Genomic DNA, 19,423 nt, shown 5'->3' on the forward strand with positions numbered 1-19,423 from the left:
CGGCTTCCGCGAAAGGCTGGATACAGCTGCCGAACGGCGGCCCAGTACTCCACCGAAAGAAGGAAACATCGTGTTTTTGGCACTGCGGGACATCCGGTTCGCGAAGGGCCGGTTCGCCCTGATGGGAACCGTAGTGGCCCTCATTACCCTGCTGCTGGTCATGCTCTCCGGCCTCACGGCAGGCCTGGGCAACCAGTCCATCTCCGCCATCGCCGGGCTGGCTCCGGCGGCCAACACCGTGGCATTCGGCGCGCCGGCAGGAAACGAGGCGAAGGCTTCCTACACAGAGTCGCAGATCTCGCGCGACGAGCTTGACGCCTGGCAGCAGGCGGACGGAGTGGAGCATGCCGAGGCCTTCGGCATCGCCCAGACCCGCTTCTCCGCCGGCCGCACCACCAACGTGGCGGTTTTCGGCGTCGAGCCCGGCGGCCGGCTGGCCCCCGCCCCCGTGGCGGACGGGACGGTGGTCCTCAGCCAAACCATTGCGGACGACTTGGGCGTTGCCGCCGGTGATCCGGCGGAAGTGGGCGGTCGGCAGCTGCTGGTCTCCGCCGTCGTCGACGACCAGTGGTACTCCCACACGCCGGTGGTCTGGACCTCGCTGGCGCAGTGGCAGAAGGTAGCCCATATTAACGACGGCGGGGCCGCCGACGGCCCGATCGCCACCGCCGTTGCAGTGCAACTGGCGGACGGGGATCCTGCCGGACCCGCCGCGGCCACGGGAAACGAATCCGCCGGCACCGTGACCACTTCGGTCGCGGGCTCCTTCCAGGCACTGGGTTCCTACAAGAGCGAGAACGGCTCACTGCTGATGATGCAGGGCTTCCTCTACGGAATCTCGGCGCTGGTGATTGTCGCTTTCCTGACCGTCTGGACCATCCAGCGGACGCGCGACATTGCGGTGCTCAAGGCGATGGGCGGCTCGGACGGCTACCTGCTGCGTGACGCGCTGACCCAGGCCGCGATCGTCCTGGTTGCCGGTGCCGCCGTCGGTGGGAGCGTGGGTGTTCTGGGCGGCTACGTCGCTGCCCAGGCCGCACCTTTCCTGCTCACCGCGGCCAGCACCGTGCTGCCGATCGCCGGCATCGTGCTCCTGGGCATGGCCGGCGCCGTCGTCGCGGTCCGCCGCGTGACCAAGGTGGATCCGCTGACCGCCCTCGGCGGCAACTGAACCCCGCGGCCTCCCCGGCACCTCCCTCCACCCTCCAGCTAAGGACGACCCCATGACTGCAGTACTGAACCTCGTCAACACCACCCTCGAGTACCCGGACGGTGACGCCACGGTCACCGCCCTGGACAGCGTCGACCTGTCCGCCCGGGCCGGCACCATCACCTCGTTGGCCGGGCCGTCCGGCTCCGGCAAGTCATCCTTGCTCGCCGTCGCCGCCACACTGATCCGGCCGACGTCGGGAGTCGTCCTCCTCGACGGCGTCGACACCACGGCCCTCTCCGCGCGGGAAACGGCCGTCCTGAGGCGTGAAACCATCGGCATTATCTTCCAGCAGCCCAACCTGCTGGCATCGCTGACCGCCGTCGAGCAGTTGCAGATCGCGGAGCACCTGCGCGGCGGATCGCCGAAGAAGTCGAAGGCCCGGGCTCTCGAGCTGCTGGACGTGGTGGGCCTCGCCGATTCTGCAGGACGGCGGCCGCATCAGCTCTCCGGCGGGCAGCGCCAGCGGGTCAACATTGCCCGCGCCCTGATGGGTGAACCGAAGCTGTTGCTGGTGGACGAGCCGACGGCGGCGCTGGACCACGAACGCTCCGAGGCGATTGTCCGGCTGCTGGTCCGCGTTACCCGGGATTTCAAGGTGGCCACGGTGATGGTCACCCACGATACGGAGTACATCCCGCTGACCGACGCCGTCGCCACCATGCGCGACGGCCGGCTCACCGCACTGGAGCAAGTCGCCGTTTGACACCTGACGCTCTACTGTCAATGTGAGTCACTCCTTTCCGATGTGCCGATCCGCAAGAACAGGGAGGCCCATGAGCACCGTCGTCCATTCCGCCCGCCGCATCACCGGCGGGGAGATCGTCGCCGGCGCCTGGGTGCTCCTCGAGGGCGGCCGAATTTCCGCTGCCGGCACCGGCAGCTGGTCCGCAACCGGTGCCGGTCAGGAGGTTGCGGGGATTCGGGAGGTCGACGCCGCAGGCGCCTATCTGGTGCCGGGGTTCGTAGATATGCACTGCCATGGCGGCGGCGGTGGGTCATTTGACGACGGCGACACCTCCCGCGGCCCGCTCACGCACCTGGCGTACGGGACCACCAGTCTCCTCGGTTCGCTGGTCACCAATCCGCTCGACCGCCTGGAGGCCACGCTGCGCCGGCTGGTCGCGGACGCTCCGGGTGACGGGACGCTGAAGGGCTTCCACCTCGAGGGACCGTTCCTTGCCGCCAGCCACTGCGGCGCCCACAATCCAAGCTTCCTCGCGCCGCCCACGGTTGAAGCCGTGGACCGGCTCGTGGAGGCCGGCGGCGGCCTACTGCGGCAGGTGACCATCGCCCCGGAGCTGGACCCCTGTTTTGCTGTCATCCGGAGACTGGTCGACCACAAGGTGGCGGTCGCCGTGGGGCATACGGACGCGGACTATGACACGGCCCGCGCTGCTTTCGACGCCGGCGCCAGCATCCTCACCCATGCCTTCAACGCCATGAACGGCTTGCACCACCGCGCACCCGGCCCCGTGGCCGCGGCGTTCGATTCGCCCCACGTCACGCTTGAAGTGATCCCCGACGGGCACCATGCCCATGATTCGATGCTCCGGATGGCGTTTCACGCCGCCCCGGGCCGGGTTGCCCTGATCACCGACGCCATGGCGGCGGCGGGCTGCGGGGACGGCACCTACCATCTTGGTTCGCTTCCGGTTGAAGTGAACGACGGCGTTGCCAGGTTGCCCCACGGAGGCCCCATCGCCGGCAGCACGCTCACCATGGATGCAGCGCTCCGGCGTGCCGTCGCGGCAGGAATCCCGCTGCCGGAGGCCGTCGCCGCAGCCACCTCGGTGCCCGCCCGGGCCACCGGTCTTGACGGCGATGGCGCAGGAAGCCTTGGCGTAAGGTCGGCGGCAGATCTGATTCTGCTCGACCGGAACCTGCGGCCGCACCGGATTTGGCAGGCGGGAGAAGAGCTGCCGGGAACAAAGGGTCAGGGCCAGCAGGACCAACCATCCCGAATCTGAGGGATCCTGGCGGGCAGCGCAGCTCCAAGACCTACCCAGTCGCAGCTACGGTCCCAGCGCGGGCATCGGGAGCCCGAAGTCTTCCTTCAACGCCAGCCGGGCGGCGTGGTAGCCGGCCATGCCATGTACGCCGGGTCCAGGCGGCGTTGCGGCCGAACACAGATACACCCCGTCGAGCGGCGTCTTCCACGGTTTGGTGCCGAGCACGGGCCGGGCCAGCAGTTGCGTGATGTCCACCGCGCCGGTGCCGAAATCCCCGCCGACATAGTTCGGGTTGTACTGCTCATATTCCGCAGCGGACATACTGTGCGAGGCAACAACGACTTCGGAAAACCCGGGCGCGGCCGCCTCGAGCTGCGCGGTGATCACGTCCGTCATATCGCGGGTGGAGCCTTGCGGCACGTGGCAGTAGGTCCACAGGACGTGCCGTCCGGCGGGTGCCCGCGTGGCATCGAAAACGCTTGGCTGGGAGACCAGGACAAAGGGCTTTTCGGAGTGCCGTCCGCGGGCAATGTCCTTCTCCGATGCCGCAACCTGTTCCCGGGTTCCGCCGAGATGGATCGTTCCGGCGCGGGCCAGTTTGGCGTTGGCCCACGGAACGGGATCGGACAGAATAAAGTCCACCTTGCCGGCGCCTGGGCCGTACCGGTAGGAGATCAAGGACTTGGCATAGCCGCGCGGCAGCCGTCCGCCGGCCAGCCGGACCAGCTCCTGCGGCGAGGTGTCCAGTAGCACGGTCCGGGCATCGGTCAGCTCCGCGAGGGAATTCACCCGGTGGCCGGTGACCAGCTTGCCGCCGTGGTTCTTCAAGTCGCGGACCAGTTCGTCGACGATGGCCTGCGAACCACCCACGGGCAGCGGGTACCCCACGGCGTGCGCCAGCGAGCCGAGCATCAGGCCGGCTCCGGCAGCCACCGGCCGCTGCAGGCCGCCGGGCGTATGGGCCATGACGCCGGACAACAGTGCAGGCGCAAGGTATTCCTTGAAGCGCATATTCCAGGCGGGACTCCCCTGCTCCAGCGAACGCAACCCGTACCGCAGCGCCGAAACCGGATGGCGGGGAAGCCGCAGCAGCTGGTTCATGGTCAGATCCAGCACGTTGCGGGAATGCGTGACCAGAGGCTCCATCAGCGAGCGGAAAGCCTGGCCATCGACGCCCAGTGCGTGGGCGGTGCGGTCCAGGTCCCGGTAGGCAAACGCGGCCTTCGCGCCGTCGATGACGTGCGAATAGGAGATGTCCGGGGTAATGAGCTCGACCCGCTCTGCCAGCCCGAAGTCCCGGAAGAACGGCGCCGCCACCGCCATCGGGTGTACCGCGGAGCAAACATCATGCCAGTGCCCGGGTTCCATCAGTTCGGTCGTGCGGGCACCGCCGCCGGGTGTGGCACCGCCCTCGAAGACGGTGACCTTCAGCCCGGCCCGCGCGAGGATGACCGCCGCCGCCAGTCCGTTCGGCCCGGCTCCCACCACGGCCGCATCGGGAAGTGACATGTACGCTCCGCCTTCCTGCCGGACTACCGGCTGCCGATCCGTGAACGCCATCTGTGAACAGCGTAGCCGTCCAGCACCAGCACGTCGCCGGAACGGTCGAAGGGGCCGCCCTGCGGATCGTCGGTCTCCAGCCGGCGGACCGGATCGTGCTCGGGGTGCAGGATGGACCGGACAACCTTGTACGCGATGTATGCCGTCGCTGCTATATGCGCAAGGACGGCCAGCACATAGTAGGCGCCGTCGATATTGTGCTCCGGCGCCCCGCCGCTGGTGAACTGCCCCAGGTACATCCAGACGGCCCACCAGTGAAGAAGTTCGACGAACTGCCAGACGAGAAAGTCCCGCCAGCGCGGGTAGGCGAGCGCCGCCAGCGGAATCAGCCACACCACGAATTGCGGGGAGTACACCTTGTTGGTGAGCACCAGGGCCGCCACGATCAGGAACACGATGGACGCCAGCCGCGGGCGCCGCGGGGCGGACAACACCAGCAGCGCGATCCCGATACAGGCAAGCAGGAACAGCACCAGGGACGCCCTGTTGATGAACTCCGGCCCCAGCTGCGGCAGCCCTTGCCCCTGCACCGTGGTGTTGTAGGCGTACCAGATCGAGGAGTAGCCGGCCTCGCGGTCGCGGCTGAACCCCAGGAAGAAGGCCCAGCCGGCAAAGTCCGCCAGCATGAAAGGCAGGTTGACGGCCAGCCAGGTTCCCGCCGCGGCGGCGGTAGTGACCACCAGCGGGCGGTACTTCCCGGTCCGGATGGCCAGCAGCAGCACGGCGCCCAGGATCAGCAGCGGGTAGATCTTCATGGCGGTGCCCAGCCCGATGAACACGCCGGCCAGCACCAGGCGTCCGCGGGCGAAGGACAGCATGGCGAGCGCCGCCAGCATGGCCGCCCAGAGATCCCAGTTAATGGTCCCGGCCACCACGATCCCGGGCGCCAGCGCCACCATCGCGGCATCCCACGGCCTGCGGTGGCTCATCCTCGCGGTCGCAATCACGGTGATGATCCAGACCACGGCGACCAGCGTCGCATTCACATCGAAGTAGGCCAGCGAGCGTTCCGCCGACACCCCGGAGCCGGGAACCAGCAGCGCCGTCACTCCCGCCAGCAATCCCATCAGCACCGGGTACTCGAAGACACCGCCCGGGGTCAGGAACGGGAACATGCCCTCCGCAAGCCCGCGGGTTTCGAACAGGACGGGCCAGTCCGAGTAACAGCCCATGTAGAAGTAGTCCGGCAGTACCCAGCCGGCCACGCGGCAGGGCGTTTTGACCAGCACGGAGAGCAGCGCCGCCAGCGTGGTGAGCACAATCAACACGCGTTCCGCCTTGAAGAAGCCCGGCTCCACAATCCCGGGGGCGGTCCGGTGTCCCAGCGGGCCGCCGATCAGCTCGGTGAACCGGCGCAGCAGCGGATCGTTGCGGCTGGGCACCACGATGCGCAGCGGCAATCTGCGTCTCGCTGGGCGGAACCGGGGCATGGCACCAACAGTACTGGCCGGTTCTGGTTAACAAAACGTTGGCTATCGATAACCTCCCCTTAACCTTAGGCACCCCGTCCGGCTACCCCGGCTCCCTACGGTGGCTTCAATGAGCACCACCGATCCCCAAGAAGTTCTGGTTGTGATCCCTGCCCGCGGCGGTTCAAAAGGGATTCCGTTCAAGAACCTGAAGCCAGTTTCCGGCCGTTCCCTCGTGGCCCGCGCCGTGGAAGCCGCCCGCAGCACACCGCTGGTCACCGACGTCGTCGTCAGCACGGACTCCGCCGACATCCGGTTCGAGGCCGAGCGTTTCGGCGCCCGCGTTGTTGAACGTCCGGCCGATCTCTCCGGCGACACCGCCACCAGCGAATCCGCCGTCCTGCACGCCTTGGACGCCCTCGACCAGGAGTTCGGCACCCGCCCGGTCGTCACCGTACTGCTGCAGTGCACCTCCCCCTTCATCGATCCCGCCGACCTCAATGAAGCGGTCCGCAAGGTTCTCGACGGCGAGGCGGACGTGGCGTTTTCGGTTGCCGAGAACCACAACTTCCTCTGGACCAAAAACGACGACGGCGCCGTCACCGCCGTGGGCCACAGCGCGGACTTCCGTCCCCGCCGGCAGGACCGCGAGCCCCAGTACCGGGAGACCGGCGCGTTCTACGCCATGCTCACCGAGGGCTTCACCGAGCGCCGGCACCGTTTCTTCGGCCGGCTGGACCTGCAGGTGGTGCCCGCCGAGCATGCCATCGAGGTCGACTCGCTCGAAGATCTGGCGCTCGTCCAGGCGATGGCTGCCCCCGCCGAGGCCACCGCCGTTGACGTCGATGCCCTGGTGATGGATTTCGACGGCGTCCACACCGACGACCACGCCTTCGTCAACTCCGAAGGCGAAGAGTTCGTCCGCGTCAGCCGCGGCGACGGCATGGGCATTGCCCGCCTGCGCAGGGCCGGAGTGCCCCAACTGATCCTCTCCACCGAGACAAACCAGGTGGTGACCGCCCGGGCCAACAAGCTCGGCATCGACGTCGTCCAGGACGTCAGGGACAAAGCCGAAGCAGTCTCCGAATGGATGGCTGTGCGCGGACTTGATCCCGAACGCGTTGCCTTTGTCGGCAACGACGTCAACGACCTGCCCGCCATGGGCAAGGTCGGTTGGCCCGTGGCCGTGGCGGACGCCCGGTCAGAGGTCAAGGCGGCAGCGCGCATCGTGCTGTCGCACAACGGGGGTGAAGGGGCGGTCCGCGAAATTTGCGAACTCGTCCTCGCCGCCCACACGGCCGCCGCGACCGGCAGCCGGAACGCAATTGCAGAAATGACAGAAAGAGCCTCCTGATGACTACCGAAACCACTCTCCCCACCGGCGCTCCGGCACCCGTCGCTATCGGTGACGTTCAGGTCGGCGCAGGCCAGCCCGTCTACGTAATCGGCGAAATCGGCATCAACCACAACGGCGACATCGAGATCGCCAAGCAGCTGATCGACGTCGCTGCCGCCGCCGGTGCCAACGCCGTGAAGTTCCAGAAGCGCACCCCGGAAATCTCCACCCCGGCCGACATGCGCGACAAGATGCGTTCCACCCCGTGGGGCGAAATGACTTACCTGGACTACCGCTACCGCGTCGAGTTCGACATGCCCATCTACCAGAAGCTGATCCAGCACGCCGCCGACAAGGGCCTGCACTGCTTCGCTTCGCCGTGGGACGTTCCCTCCGTGGCCTTCATGGAAGAGGCCGGCGCGCTGACCCACAAGGTTGCTTCCGCTTCCGTTACCGACATCGAGCTGCTCACCGCCCTGCGCGAAACCGGCAAGCCGATCATCCTCTCCACTGGCATGTCCACCATCGAGCAGATCGACAAGGCCGTGGAAACCCTCGGGACCGATAACCTGATCCTGATGCACGCCACCTCCACCTACCCGCTGCCCCCCGAAGAGGCCAACCTGCGCATGATCACCACGCTGCAGGAGCGCTACCAGGTGCCCGTGGGCTACTCGGGCCACGAGCGCGGCCTGCAGATCTCCCTGGCCGCCGTTGCCCTCGGCGCGGTGACCGTAGAGCGCCACATCACCCTCGACCGCACCATGTGGGGCTCGGACCAGGCATCCTCGCTGGAGCCGAAGGGCCTCGAAGCCCTGGTCCGCGACATCCGAATCCTCGAAGATGCCATGGGCGACGGCGTCAAGCAGGTCTTCCCGGGCGAGCTGGCCCCGCTGTCCCGCCTGCGCCGAGTGGATGCATAAGTACCTATGAACAAGCCATTACTGAGTGTCATCGTTCCTGCGAAAGATCAGGCCCCTTTCATCCGCGATTCGATGACCAGCCTGATGCGCCAGTTCGATGACCCCTCGGTAATGGAGATCATCGTGATCGACGATGGTTCCACCGACGGGACCGGGGAGTTGGCAGCGGCCTTCACCAGCCAGCTCCCCGGCCTGAAGATCCTCCGGAACGAGACCGCCCACGGCGTGGCCACCGCCCGGAACCATGGCCTGGACGAGGCAACCGGCCGCTACATCACCTTCCTGGATCCGGATGACTGGTACGCCCCCGGCCACCTGCCCAGGATCACCACGGAGATCGAGCAGCTGGGCGTGGACTTCCTCCGGGTCGACCACATCCGCCACACCAACGGGATCCGCACCATCCACAAGGCTCCGCAGGCCCGCCGTGGGGTCCGGCTGAACCCGCGCGACGATATTGCCCCGTACAACCTCTCCACGATGGTGGACTACCCCTTCCCGCCCTTCGGGATTTTCGACGGCGGACTCAAGGACGCGGGCCTGCTCCACTTCCTCGACGGCCGGCAAACCGCCGAAGACCGCCCTTGGGTCTGGCGGCTGCATCTGAAGGCCGAGTCCTATGCCGTGAGCACCCAGCTGGGCGCCTTCTACCGCCGCGGCGTGTCCAGTTCGCTGACCCAGGTCTTCGACCGCCGCCAGCTGGACTTCCTGCCGTGCTTCCAGGAGGTCTTCCGCCTCGTCGCCGAAGACCCGGAGCCGGAGCGCTTCTGGCCCAAGGCGGCCCGCCAGTTCCTGGCCATCGCCTGCCACCAGCTCAAACGCGCCGAACAGATGGACAAGCACTATCTGGGCGAGCTGCACACCGGCATCCGGGCTACGCTGGACACGCTGCCGGAACATGTGTCCGAGGAGAGCTTGGCGCTGCTCGACCACAAGCGCCGCCAGCTGATCAAACCTGCACTTCGGAGCGCCGCATGAAAGAGCTTTTTGTCGTCTCAACGCTGTACCAGTGCATTTCGCTGGCAGCGGCCATCGATAGCGGCCGCCTCCCGGAGCGCGGCGCCGAACGTATCCTCGTCCTGACCAACAGCGCCCTGATACCGGAAGTTTCCGTTCCGTTCCACGAGTCCGCGGGCTTTACCGAAGCGGCTGCCCGCTTCGACCGGACGGTGGATCTGAGCGAGCTGCTCTGGCCGCGACGGCCCGGCCAGTTCAACCCGCGCGGCGAGGAACTCGATATCTGGGAGCGCCTGCTCCGCGGGAAGTGGGAGCTCGGCGACGGCCCGCTGCACCTGTATGTGGAGTCCATCCAGGTCAATCCCGCCGTCGCGCTGTGCCGGATTTTTGCCAGCGCCACGATTTCCGTCCACTCCGACGGCCTGATGAGCTACGGCCCCACCCGGAATCCGCTGCCGCGGGACCTGGCCCAGCGGCTGGACTCGCTGCTGTACGTGGATCTGGTGCCCGGCCTGATCCCCCAGCTGCTGCGCGAGCACAACCCGCAGCTGGTTCCGATCGACGCCGCCGCCTTGCGCCGCGGCATGGCAGAACTCGCCGAAGCACTGCCCGAGGAAACCGAGGGACCGGCCGCACTGGCAGGAACCCCGGAAGCCAACGCGGACGACGGCGAACCCGCTGCCGGCGGCACTGCCCTGATCCTGGGCCAGTACCTCTCCGAGCTCGGCATCCTCTTCACCGAAGAGGAAATCGAGCTGCACCGCGACATGCTGCAGAAGGCAACGGACCGCGGCATCCGGCACTGCATTTTCAAACCCCACCCGAGCGCAGGCCCGGGCGCGGTGACCTCCATCCAGGCCGCCGCCGTCGAACTCGGCCTGGACCTGAAGGTCATGACCTCCACCAGCCCGGCGGAAGTGGTCATGCAGCGGCTGCGGCCCGAGCTCGTGGTCAGCTGCTTTTCCACCGCGCTGATGACGGCCAAGTACCTCTTTAACATCGACGCCGCAGCCGTGGGAACCGAGATCCTGCTGGAACGGCTCACGCCATACCAGAACAGCAACCGCATCCCGGTGACCATCATCGATGCGCTCCTCGAGCAGGGCTACACCGCCCCGGCCGAGCAGGTGCCGGGCGAGAACACCGCGCCGCTGCAGCAGCTGGTGGAAGCCGTGTCCTACTGCATGCAGGCCGAGACCCTGGAAGTCGCCCGCGACAGCGCGGTTTCCTTCCTGCACCAGGCCCAGCACACGTCCGACATGCGTTACTTCAAACGCCGCCGGCTCACCAAGCTGGGCCTGCCCGGCGCCCTGCCCGGACGCCAGGTCCTGCTGCCGCTGGGCCGGGTCCGCCGCGTGGGACGGCGGGCCGCCAAGCGTGTCCTGACCGTACTGGGCAAATGACGCAGGCCATGCTTCCCTTGCAACAAGTGGCCCGGCCGCGCTTTGGCCGGGCAGCGGTCTGGGCGGAGTCCCCGCTACAGCTGCTCAGCGCCGTCGAAGCCCACGGCGCCGGGCTGCTGGGCCGCGAAACGACCATCCATCCACGCGGTGACGCCATCGGCATGAACGCCACCCTGGCCTCACTGATGGAACAGGTTCCGGCCGGCGTGCACTTCGCCGCGCCGACCTCGACCATCCCGCCGCTGCGGCAGCCAGGGCTGGACCGCTGGGTGATCGGCGACGCCTACTCGGGCAAGGTCCAGACCGAACTGCTCCGCGGCGCCGGCGGCAAAGAGGTTGTCATTCTCGACGACGGACTGGCCACCCTGAAACTGCTGGCCACCCTGGTCCGGGACCGGCCCACTCCGTTGATCCGGCCGCGGGCTACCGCCCGTGCCTCACGGAAGGCTCTGGGCCTGGCCAGCTGGTGGGCGCTGCGCCGGCTCGCCAGCCAGGGCAGGCTCCTGGTATTCACCGCGCTGCCCGTCCCCGCGGCACTGGAAACGAAGTTCCGGGCTCTGGGCGGCCACCTGGAGCGGCACAAATTTGAGTGGCTCGGCACCCAGCCGGTCACCGAGACCATCTACGAACCCACGGTGGTGGTCGGCTCCGCGATGCCGGCGGACGGGCTGATCCGCGCCGAGCCCTACGTGGACTGGGTCCGGTCCCTGACCGAAGACGGCCCCGTGGGCTACTTCCCGCACCGCCGGGAAACTCCCGAGGTGCTGGCCGCCCTCGCAGAACACCCGCTGATCACCGTGAACGAGCACACCATCCCGGTGGAAATGCGCCTGCGCGGACTGCGCTCCAACCAGACCGTGCGCGCCCTGCCGTCCACGGTGCTCGCGTCGCTGCGGCTCATTCTGGCTCCTCATGCGGTCCCGCTCAAGGGCCAACCGGTGCCGGTCGACTGGTGGATGCCGGGCACCACGCAGGAACTGCGCCGGCACCTGAGCAGCTCCCTCGAAGACGGTTTGGGTGCGGCATGAGCGGCATCGAGCCCGGCGGCATGGCCTACACCGCGGCTGGCGCCGTGCCCGGGCAGCCGCGACGGGTCCGGCACAAAATCGTGGCCGTGGCAGACAGCGATTCCTACCTGAAATTCGCCTGCGCCACGCTCGATGCCCTCGGCCCGGAATGGGACCGCGAGGTCCTGCTGGTCCGCTCCCCCATCGCGCCGACGCGGGAGCAAACCACCGCGGCAGTGGCCGGCACCTTCTGCGCCGGAATTACGACGCCGGTGATTCCCGCCTCAGGCTTGCGCGCCGCCTTGGCGGATGCCGACGTCGTACTTGCTGCAACCACCGGTCCCGTGGCCGAAGAGGTTTACCTGCACGCCAGCCGGCTCACCCCGCGGCCGGCCCTGGTGTCGGGCCTGCCCGGCGTGGCGTTCCCCGCCACCGAAAAGGCGCTGCGGTTCCGCTCGCTGGGCGACGCGTTCATCACCCACAGCCATGCCGAATGCCGCGCGTTCAGTGACCTGGCCGATCAGCTCGGCCTCGAACAGCGCGTCCTGGTATCCCGGCTCCCCTTCCTAAAATCGCCCGCGCGGCCGGAACCGGTGGAAGTACCCCTGACCCAGGTGGTCTTCGCTCCGCAAGCAAAAGTCCCCGTCCTGAAGGACGAGCGCGTCGCCATCCTGCAGGCGCTTGCGGCACTGTCGCGCCGCAGCGGCTACCGCGTCCGGGTGAAGCTGCGGGCCTGGGCCGGCGAACCGCAAACGCATCTGGAGCAGTACCCGTTCGATACGCTGTGGGGCGAACTGGTCGCCTCCCGTGCCGTGGCCGGCCACGAACTGGAATTCTGCACCGGCTCCATGGCCGAACAGCTGGTGCCCGGCACCGCCATGGTCACCGTCAGTTCCACGGCCGCCCTGGAAGCGATCGACGCCGGACTGCCGGTGCTGATCCTGTCCGATTTCGGCGTCAATGAAGACATGCTGAACCGGGTGTTCGTCGGCTCCGGGCTGCTGGGCACGCTGGCTGATCTGAAGGCCGGGCACTTCTTCCATCCGGAGGCCACCTGGCTGCGGGACAACTACTTCCACCGCCAGACCGTTCCGTTGGCGGACCTGCTGGCGACCTTCGCCGGCCGTGCCCGCGCGGGGAAACTGACCGTGGACGCGGACCGGCTCGCCGCCGCCAAAAAACGCCGCTGGCGGCTGCGGATCCGTACCGCGCTCCCGATGCCGGCGCTCAAACTGATCCGCAAACTGCGCAACGTCCAGTCGGAACAGACTATGGGAAACACTGCCCGGAGCTCGGGCCAACAGCCCGCCTGAGACCGGCACCCACCCGCCGGCACAGCCGAAGCCGCCCGGCGGGAGTTGCGGAGTTAAGCGGAGACCGGGAAGCGCTCCCAGACCCGGTGCTTCGCGAGCAGTTCGGCAATGCCTTCCAGCACCGCGGGACCATCCCCAATAACGACGCCGGGTGCGTCCTCGGGTATGCCGGCTGCGGCAAGGGCGTGGGCAACGTGGTCCCAGCCGCCGATCGCCTTAGCATGGCGGTATGCCTCGGCCAGCATCATGCTGACCCGTGGATCCACCTCGGGATGGCCCGTCGGATCGCCCGCCTTCGCATCCCGTCCGGCGGCCGCATCCGCCCCGGGCGCCGCTGAACCAGCCACGAGGATGGCGTCGAACTCCACCGAACGTGTCGTCAGGTAGGTCCGCTGCACGGTCAGTCCCCCGGACAGCTTGCCGCCCTTGGGCGCGATGATCAGCGGGACCATGCCGGCGGCTTGAATAGCCTTGCGGGCCGTTGCCAATGCTTCCTGGTCGCTGTTGTCGTCGGCAATAATGCCCACTACCCGTCCGGCTAGCGGCCAGGACTTGCCCAGCTGGGACAGCGCGGGGCTCGGCTGCACATCGTCTTCCGGCATGCTGGTAGACGCGGGCGCCGGCAGTCCCAGGCCCTCGGCCACCTTGGCGCAGAGTTCGCCGTCGATATTTGCCAGTGCCTGCAACTGGCGGATCCGGACGTTCTCCTCGTAGCATTTGCCCAGTTCGAAGGTGTAGCCCTGGATGACATGGTCCTGCTCCACCGGGGTCAGGGACCTGAAGAACAGCCGGGCCTGGCTGAAGTGGTCCTCGAACGACGCCGGAGATCCGCGGAGTTTCATCGACGCCGGCAGTTCCTGCGGCACCTCGATGTAGGCGCTCATGTCCTCGCCGGCCAGGAACGGGCAGCCGCCGTCGAGCGAATTCGGCCGGTAGGGGGCCACCCCGCCGTGCACCGCGGTCTGGTGCATGCCGTCGCGGAACATGTCATTCACCGGAGCATGCGGGCGGTTGATCGGGATCTGAGCGAAGTTCGGCCCGCCGAGCCGGCTGAGCTGGGTGTCCAGGTAGGAGAACAACCTCGCCTGCAGCAGCGGGTCATTAGTGACGTCGATGCCTGGAACCAGGTGGCCCGGGTGGAAGGCAACCTGCTCGGTTTCGGCGAAGAAGTTGGTGGGGTTGGCGTTCAGGGTCAGTGTGCCGATGGTCTGCACCGGGGCCAGCTCCTCGGGCACAATTTTGGTTGGATCCAGCAGATCGATGCCCTCGAACATCTCGTCCGGAGTGTCCGGGAAGGTCTGGATGCCCAGCTCCCACTCCGGGAAGGCGCCGGCCTCAATGGCATCAGCGAGGTCGCGCCGGTGGAAGTCCGGATCCGCACCGTTGATCATTTGCGCTTCTTCCCACACCAGCGAATGGATGCCCTGCTTCGGCTTCCAGTGGAACTTCACCAGGGTGGTCTCGCCCGCCGCGTTCTGCAGCCGGAAGGTGTGGACCCCGAAGCCCTCCATGGTCCGGAAGGAACGCGGGATGCCCCGGTCAGACATCTGCCACATGACGTGGGCTTGGGCTTCGGTGTGCAGCGAGACGAAATCCCAGAATGTGTCGTGCGCGCTTTGCGCCTGCGGGATCTCGCGGTCCGGATGCGGCTTGGCCGCGTGGACGATGTCCGGAAACTTGATGCCGTCCTGAATGAAGAAGACCGGGATATTGTTGCCCACCAGGTCAAAGGTGCCCTCATCCGTGTAGAACTTGGTGGCGAACCCGCGGGTATCGCGCACCGCGTCCGCTGAACCACGGGAGCCGACCACCGTGGAGAACCGGGTGAAGACCGGCGTCTCGACGCCGGCGGCCAGGAAGCCGGCCTTGGTCACCCCGGCGGCCGCGCCGTTGGCTACGAAGACGCCATGCGCCCCGGCACCACGGGCGTGGACCACCCGCTCCGGAATCCGCTCGTGGTCAAAGTGCATGATCTTTTCGCGCAGGTGGTGGTCCTGCAGCAGGCTGGGTCCGCGCGGTCCGGCCTTCAGGGAATGGTCCGTATCGTACAGCCGGGCACCCTGGGCTGTGGTCAGATAGGCGCCGCTCTGGCTGTTGGCGGCCTTCTGCGCTCCCGTCGGCGTTCCGGTCGGGGACACCGTTTCCGGCGCGTCTTGGTCAGGCTTCGGCGGCAACGGACTCTGCGGCTCGGTCCGTTCTTCCACTGCCGGCGGCTCCACCGCGGGAACTCCGGGAATGGGCACGTCGTTGGCGGCCGTAGTGCTTTCGGGCGTGCTCTTCTCAGCCATGCTGGTACTCCAATTCGTTGAAGTTGCAGCCCTGCCGTTTCAGGGCTCTTTTGCCCACCCTACTAAAAATAGTAAGCAAGCTGAATAATATGGTGGAGAAGCGGTTTTATGCCGCACGTAGTGCCGACCAGAAAGGAGCCGCAGTGACGCTTCAGCAGGAGAAACCTGCCCGCAAGCCCCGGCTGCGGCGCATCAACTGCAACGGCCCGGGGATCACCCGCCGCCGTTACGGCAAAGGCTACAGCTACCGGGCCGCGGACGGCAGCAAGATCACGGACGCGGAAACGGTGGAGCGGATCAACCAGCTCGCCATCCCGCCCGCTTGGCGCAATGTCTGGATCAGCCCGGTCCCCAACGGCCACATCCAGGCAACAGGAATTGACGACGCCGGCCGGCGGCAATACATCTACCATCCCCGCTGGCGCGAACTGAAGGACCGCGAGAAGTTCGACCGCGCCCTGGACTTCGGCGACGCCCTGCCCAAGGCGCGCCCCGCCATTACCAGAATCCTGCGCTCGGAAGGACCCTCGGAACAGCGCGCCTACGCTGCCGCCTTCCGCCTGATCGAGGATGCGGGGCTGCGGATCGGCAACGAGGAGTATGCGCAGACCAACGGTTCCTTCGGCGTCACCACTATCCAGATCCGGCATTTGCGGGTCCGCGGCTCAGTTATCGAACTGGATTTTCCCGCCAAGAGCGGACAGCAGTGGACTGGCAACATCGAGGATCCGGACCTGGCCGAGGCACTCAGACCCCTGCTCAAAAACCGCGGACCGGACGAGCAGGTCTTGGGCTACTTCGACGACGACGGCGAATTCACGCCCATTAGCAGCGCGGGCCTGAACGACTTCATCCGCGAACAATGCGGGGAGGACTTCACCGCCAAGGACTTCCGGACCTGGCAGGGCACCGTGGCTGCTGCCATTGCGCTGGCAGCCCACCCGCCGGAACACAGCAGCCCCACCGCCCGGAAGAAAGCTGTGGCCGCTGCCATGCGCGACGTCGCCGAGCACCTGGGCAACACCGCCACCATCGCGCGCAAGTCCTACGTGGATCCGCGCATCATCGACAGGTTCATGAACGGAGAAACGATCGACGCCAACACCTACCGTGCCGCTGAACGGTCCCTGCGCGAACTGGTTACCTGAGCGGAAGGAGTAAGGATGGAATTCCAGCAGATAATGGAGACCGCAGGCAAGGCGGTGGACGCCGCGGGCGTGGTGGCCATCGTGCTGGGTGCGGCGGTTTCCACGGGTTTGGCAGCGGCCGACTGGCTCCGCGGCCAGCGAAACACGGTCTATGAAACCTACCGGCGCCGTTTGGGACGCTCGATCCTGCTGGGCCTCGAACTGCTGGTGGCGGCAGACATCATCCGAACCGTAGCCGTCACTCCCACCTTCCAATCCGTCGGCGTCCTCGCCATTATCGTCCTGATCCGGACCTTCCTCAGTTTCTCCCTCGAACTGGAGATCACGGGGCGCTGGCCCTGGCAGAAGCGGTCCCCCGAAGATCTGGACCGTTCGGAGGGGCAGACCGCTTCGCCCCGTAAGTCCTAAGTGTTGATACGGTGAGCACAGAAACCGCAAGGAGGCTTAGGAGATGGTCCGGCGCAGATCCTGCACCCGCGCAGCCACGGTGGGCACCGCCGTCGTTCTTGGGGCAGTGGCTTTGACCGGCTGCTCCAGCCTGAACCCGGGTACCGACGATGCGGCGAAGACGGCGCAGGAGTTCCATTCGGCGGTTGCCGCCGGCGATGGCGAAACGGCCTGCAATCTCCTCGCCCCGTCTGCCGTGGAGGAGTTGGAAGACGGCGCCCCCGGTGCCTGCTCGGACAAGCTGCTGGAACTGGTGATCCCCGGCGCCTCACAGGTCACCGACAGCAAGGCCTACGGCAGCAACGCCCAGGTACTGATGGACCAGGACACGGTTTTCCTGACCCGTTCCGGCGACACTTGGAAGGTCACGGCGGCCGGCTGCACACCGCAGGGTGAAAGTCCGTACGACTGCGAAGTGAAGGGCAGCTGATATGCGCTGGGCCTTCTGGATCTGCCTCGGTGTCATCGCCGCCGGCCTGCTGTACATGTTCGTGATCGGTGTGATGGCCCGATGAAGCACAACCCCTTTATCACTAACGGACTGAGCATAGGCTTCGGTCTGCTCTTCCTGTTTTCGCTGGTTGGGCAGGCGTTCTCCGGGCTCGCCTACTACAACGAGCAGCAGGTGGCATCGCAGCTGGACGAGATCGGCCTCCTGCAATACGTCACGTCCTCCAGTTTTGTGGTTGACGTCGCGGAGAACTGGCAGTCCGAGTATCTGCAGTTCACGCTGCTCATCCTGCTGGCGGTCTGGCTGGTGCAGAAGGGCTCACCCGAATCGAAGGAGATCGACAAGCGCGGCAGACAGTCCGACAAGGAACAACTCGTGGGCCAGTTCGCCAAGCCAAATTCCCCCAAGTGGGCGAAGGCCGGCGGCTGGCGGACCGCGGTGTTCTCCAACTCGCTGGGCCTGGTAATGGGTGCTATTTTCGTTGGGTCCTGGCTGGTCCAGTCCGTTGCCGGCTTCAGCGCCTTCGCCGAGAGCCAGCTGGCAAACCTTCAGGATCCGGGCACGTGGAGCGAGTATTTGGGCTCGCCCGAATTCTGGAACCGCACCCTGCAGAACTGGCAGTCCGAGTTCCTGGCGGTATGGTCTATGGTGATCCTCGCGGTCTATCTGCGCCAGCGCGGTTCGCCGGAGTCCAAGGCCGTGGGCATGCCGCATGACAAAACCGGAGCGAGTAACTGATCCTGGGGCGGCTGGCCCGCTCCAGCTGGTCCCGAATCGGACGAATTACCCACCGCCCTATAACTCGCTGTCCGTCACAGGAATGTTACGTCGCGGCCGATGGTTGAGTGACAAAGTAGAATAGGCAAGTTGCCCGCCCCCGGCGTGGCGGCTAACAGACTTGTATTTTTGAAGGAGAACCGTGGCAGAGAACCCCATCAGGGTAGCGATCGTTGGCGTTGGTAACTGTGCGGCCTCGCTGGTGCAGGGCGTGCAGTACTACCGGGACGCGGATCCGGATTCGACCATTCCCGGCCTGATGCATGTGCAGTTCGGCAAGTACCACGTGAACGACGTCGAGTTCGTTGCCGCGTTCGATGTGGACAGCAAGAAGGTCGGGCTGGACTTGGCCGACGCCATCGGCGCGAGCGAGAACAACACGATCAAGATCGCCGATGTCCCGGCCACGGGCGTGACGGTCCAGCGCGGCCACACCCTGGACGGCCTGGGCAAGTACTACCGCGAAACCATCGTCGAATCCGACGACGAGGCCGTCGACATCGTGGCGGAGCTGCGCGCGGCGAAGGTCGATGTGCTGGTCTGCTACCTGCCGGTCGGTTCCGAGGCCGCGGCGAAGTTCTACGCCCAGTGCGCGATCGACGCCGGCGTGGCGTTCGTCAACGCCCTGCCGGTGTTCATCGCGGGGACCAAGGAATGGGCGGATAAGTTCACCGCCGCCGGTGTCCCGATTGTCGGCGATGACATCAAGAGCCAGATCGGCGCGACCATCACGCACCGGGTCATGGCGAAGCTGTTCGAGGACCGCGGCGTGACCCTGGACCGCACGTACCAGCTGAACGTCGGCGGGAACATGGACTTCAAGAACATGCTCGAGCGGGACCGGCTGGAGTCGAAGAAGATCTCCAAGACCCAGGCCGTGACCTCCAACGTCGAGGCGGAGCTGCACGCCGACGATGTGCACATCGGCCCGTCCGACTACGTGGCCTGGCTCGATGACCGCAAGTGGGCCTTCGTCCGGCTCGAGGGACGCAACTTCGGCGACGCCCCGGTGTCGCTGGAGTACAAGCTCGAGGTCTGGGACTCCCCGAACTCCGCCGGCGTGATCATCGACGCCGTGCGCGCGGCGAAGATCGCCCTGGACCGCGGGGTCGGCGGCCCGATCCTGTCGGCGTCGAGCTACTTCATGAAGTCCCCGCCCGAGCAGTACAACGACGACATCGCCCGCGACAAGGTCGAAGCCTTCATCCGCGGCGACGTCGAACGCTAAAACACTCGCACCTG

At 66.7% G+C, this 19,423-nt stretch carries 17 protein-coding genes; 14 read left to right on the forward strand and 3 right to left on the reverse strand.

Annotated features, from left to right (window positions below; all coding sequences use genetic code 11):
• Positions 1 to 70: 70 nt before the first annotated feature.
• The 3 genes from J5251_RS03390 to nagA all read left to right on the forward strand — a co-directional run bounded on the left by J5251_RS03390 (position 71) and on the right by nagA (position 3,180).
• Entirely contained in the window at positions 71 to 1,171 is a 1,101-nt protein-coding gene (locus J5251_RS03390) for an ABC transporter permease (protein WP_208575175.1), read from the forward strand.
• Positions 1,172 to 1,223: 52 nt separating this feature from the next.
• The gene (locus J5251_RS03395; RefSeq protein ID WP_208575176.1) at positions 1,224 to 1,916 is read left to right on the forward strand and encodes an ABC transporter ATP-binding protein; all 693 of its coding nucleotides are present in this window, start codon (positions 1,224 to 1,226) and stop codon (positions 1,914 to 1,916) included.
• A 70-nt stretch (positions 1,917 to 1,986) separates the two neighbouring features.
• The gene (nagA, locus tag J5251_RS03400; protein ID WP_208575177.1) at positions 1,987 to 3,180 is read left to right on the forward strand and encodes an N-acetylglucosamine-6-phosphate deacetylase; all 1,194 of its coding nucleotides are present in this window, start codon (positions 1,987 to 1,989) and stop codon (positions 3,178 to 3,180) included.
• Between the two features lie 45 nt (positions 3,181 to 3,225).
• Here the strand turns inward: nagA and J5251_RS03405 are convergent, their stop codons facing one another.
• Together J5251_RS03405 and J5251_RS03410 are read right to left on the reverse strand one after the other, a co-directional pair.
• Complete coding sequence (locus J5251_RS03405) at positions 3,226 to 4,722, reverse strand: phytoene desaturase family protein (RefSeq protein WP_244250780.1); 1,497 nt, start codon at positions 4,720 to 4,722, stop codon at positions 3,226 to 3,228.
• Positions 4,695 to 6,152, reverse strand: coding sequence for a glycosyltransferase family 87 protein (locus J5251_RS03410; protein ID WP_208575178.1), 1,458 nt, complete (start codon positions 6,150 to 6,152; stop codon positions 4,695 to 4,697). The genes J5251_RS03405 and J5251_RS03410 overlap by 28 nt, the downstream gene beginning before the upstream one ends.
• 109 nt (positions 6,153 to 6,261) lie before the next feature.
• Here J5251_RS03410 and J5251_RS03415 point away from each other — a divergent pair, with 109 nt between their 5' ends.
• From J5251_RS03415 to J5251_RS03440, 6 genes are read left to right on the forward strand one after another with little or no spacing between them, the layout of a single operon-like run.
• The gene (locus J5251_RS03415) at positions 6,262 to 7,485 is read left to right on the forward strand and encodes an acylneuraminate cytidylyltransferase (RefSeq protein ID WP_208575179.1); all 1,224 of its coding nucleotides are present in this window, start codon (positions 6,262 to 6,264) and stop codon (positions 7,483 to 7,485) included.
• Entirely contained in the window at positions 7,485 to 8,390 is a 906-nt protein-coding gene (locus J5251_RS03420) for an N-acetylneuraminate synthase family protein (protein WP_139005618.1), read from the forward strand. The genes J5251_RS03415 and J5251_RS03420 overlap by 1 nt, the downstream gene beginning before the upstream one ends.
• 6 nt (positions 8,391 to 8,396) lie before the next feature.
• Positions 8,397 to 9,368 (forward strand): glycosyltransferase family 2 protein, encoded by a 972-nt coding sequence (locus J5251_RS03425; RefSeq protein ID WP_208575180.1) that lies wholly within the window; start codon positions 8,397 to 8,399, stop codon positions 9,366 to 9,368.
• Entirely contained in the window at positions 9,365 to 10,750 is a 1,386-nt protein-coding gene (locus tag J5251_RS03430) for a polysialyltransferase family glycosyltransferase (protein WP_208575181.1), read from the forward strand. The genes J5251_RS03425 and J5251_RS03430 overlap by 4 nt, the downstream gene beginning before the upstream one ends.
• 8 nt (positions 10,751 to 10,758) lie before the next feature.
• Entirely contained in the window at positions 10,759 to 11,778 is a 1,020-nt protein-coding gene (locus tag J5251_RS03435) for a hypothetical protein (RefSeq protein WP_240793106.1), read from the forward strand.
• Positions 11,775 to 13,070 (forward strand): DUF6716 putative glycosyltransferase, encoded by a 1,296-nt coding sequence (locus J5251_RS03440; protein WP_208575182.1) that lies wholly within the window; start codon positions 11,775 to 11,777, stop codon positions 13,068 to 13,070. Before J5251_RS03435 ends, J5251_RS03440 begins: the two co-directional genes overlap by 4 nt.
• Before the next feature lie 53 nt (positions 13,071 to 13,123).
• Here J5251_RS03440 and J5251_RS03445 read toward each other — a convergent pair whose 3' ends face one another.
• Positions 13,124 to 15,358, reverse strand: a complete 2,235-nt coding sequence (locus J5251_RS03445; protein WP_208575183.1) for a catalase — start codon at positions 15,356 to 15,358, stop codon at positions 13,124 to 13,126.
• 143 nt (positions 15,359 to 15,501) lie between these two features.
• Here J5251_RS03445 and J5251_RS03450 point away from each other — a divergent pair, with 143 nt between their 5' ends.
• From J5251_RS03450 to J5251_RS03470, 5 genes are all read left to right on the forward strand, one after another.
• Positions 15,502 to 16,506 (forward strand): DNA topoisomerase IB, encoded by a 1,005-nt coding sequence (locus J5251_RS03450; RefSeq protein ID WP_240793107.1) that lies wholly within the window; start codon positions 15,502 to 15,504, stop codon positions 16,504 to 16,506.
• 15 nt (positions 16,507 to 16,521) lie between these two features.
• Positions 16,522 to 16,914: a DUF1622 domain-containing protein gene (locus J5251_RS03455; protein ID WP_139005624.1), complete on the forward strand. Its 393-nt coding sequence runs from the start codon at positions 16,522 to 16,524 to the stop codon at positions 16,912 to 16,914.
• A gap of 43 nt (positions 16,915 to 16,957) precedes the next feature.
• Positions 16,958 to 17,383, forward strand: a complete 426-nt coding sequence (locus J5251_RS03460; RefSeq protein ID WP_208575184.1) for a hypothetical protein — start codon at positions 16,958 to 16,960, stop codon at positions 17,381 to 17,383.
• A gap of 81 nt (positions 17,384 to 17,464) precedes the next feature.
• Positions 17,465 to 18,142 (forward strand): DUF6766 family protein, encoded by a 678-nt coding sequence (locus tag J5251_RS03465; protein ID WP_208575185.1) that lies wholly within the window; start codon positions 17,465 to 17,467, stop codon positions 18,140 to 18,142.
• A 181-nt stretch (positions 18,143 to 18,323) separates the two neighbouring features.
• Positions 18,324 to 19,409 carry an inositol-3-phosphate synthase gene (locus J5251_RS03470; protein ID WP_208574837.1) on the forward strand — a complete coding sequence of 362 codons (1,086 nt, stop codon included), beginning with the start codon at positions 18,324 to 18,326 and terminating at the stop codon, positions 19,407 to 19,409.
• Positions 19,410 to 19,423 lie beyond the last annotated feature (14 nt).

This window comes from Arthrobacter crystallopoietes, from assembly GCF_017603825.1.
GTDB lineage: Bacteria > Actinomycetota > Actinomycetes > Actinomycetales > Micrococcaceae > Crystallibacter > Crystallibacter crystallopoietes_B.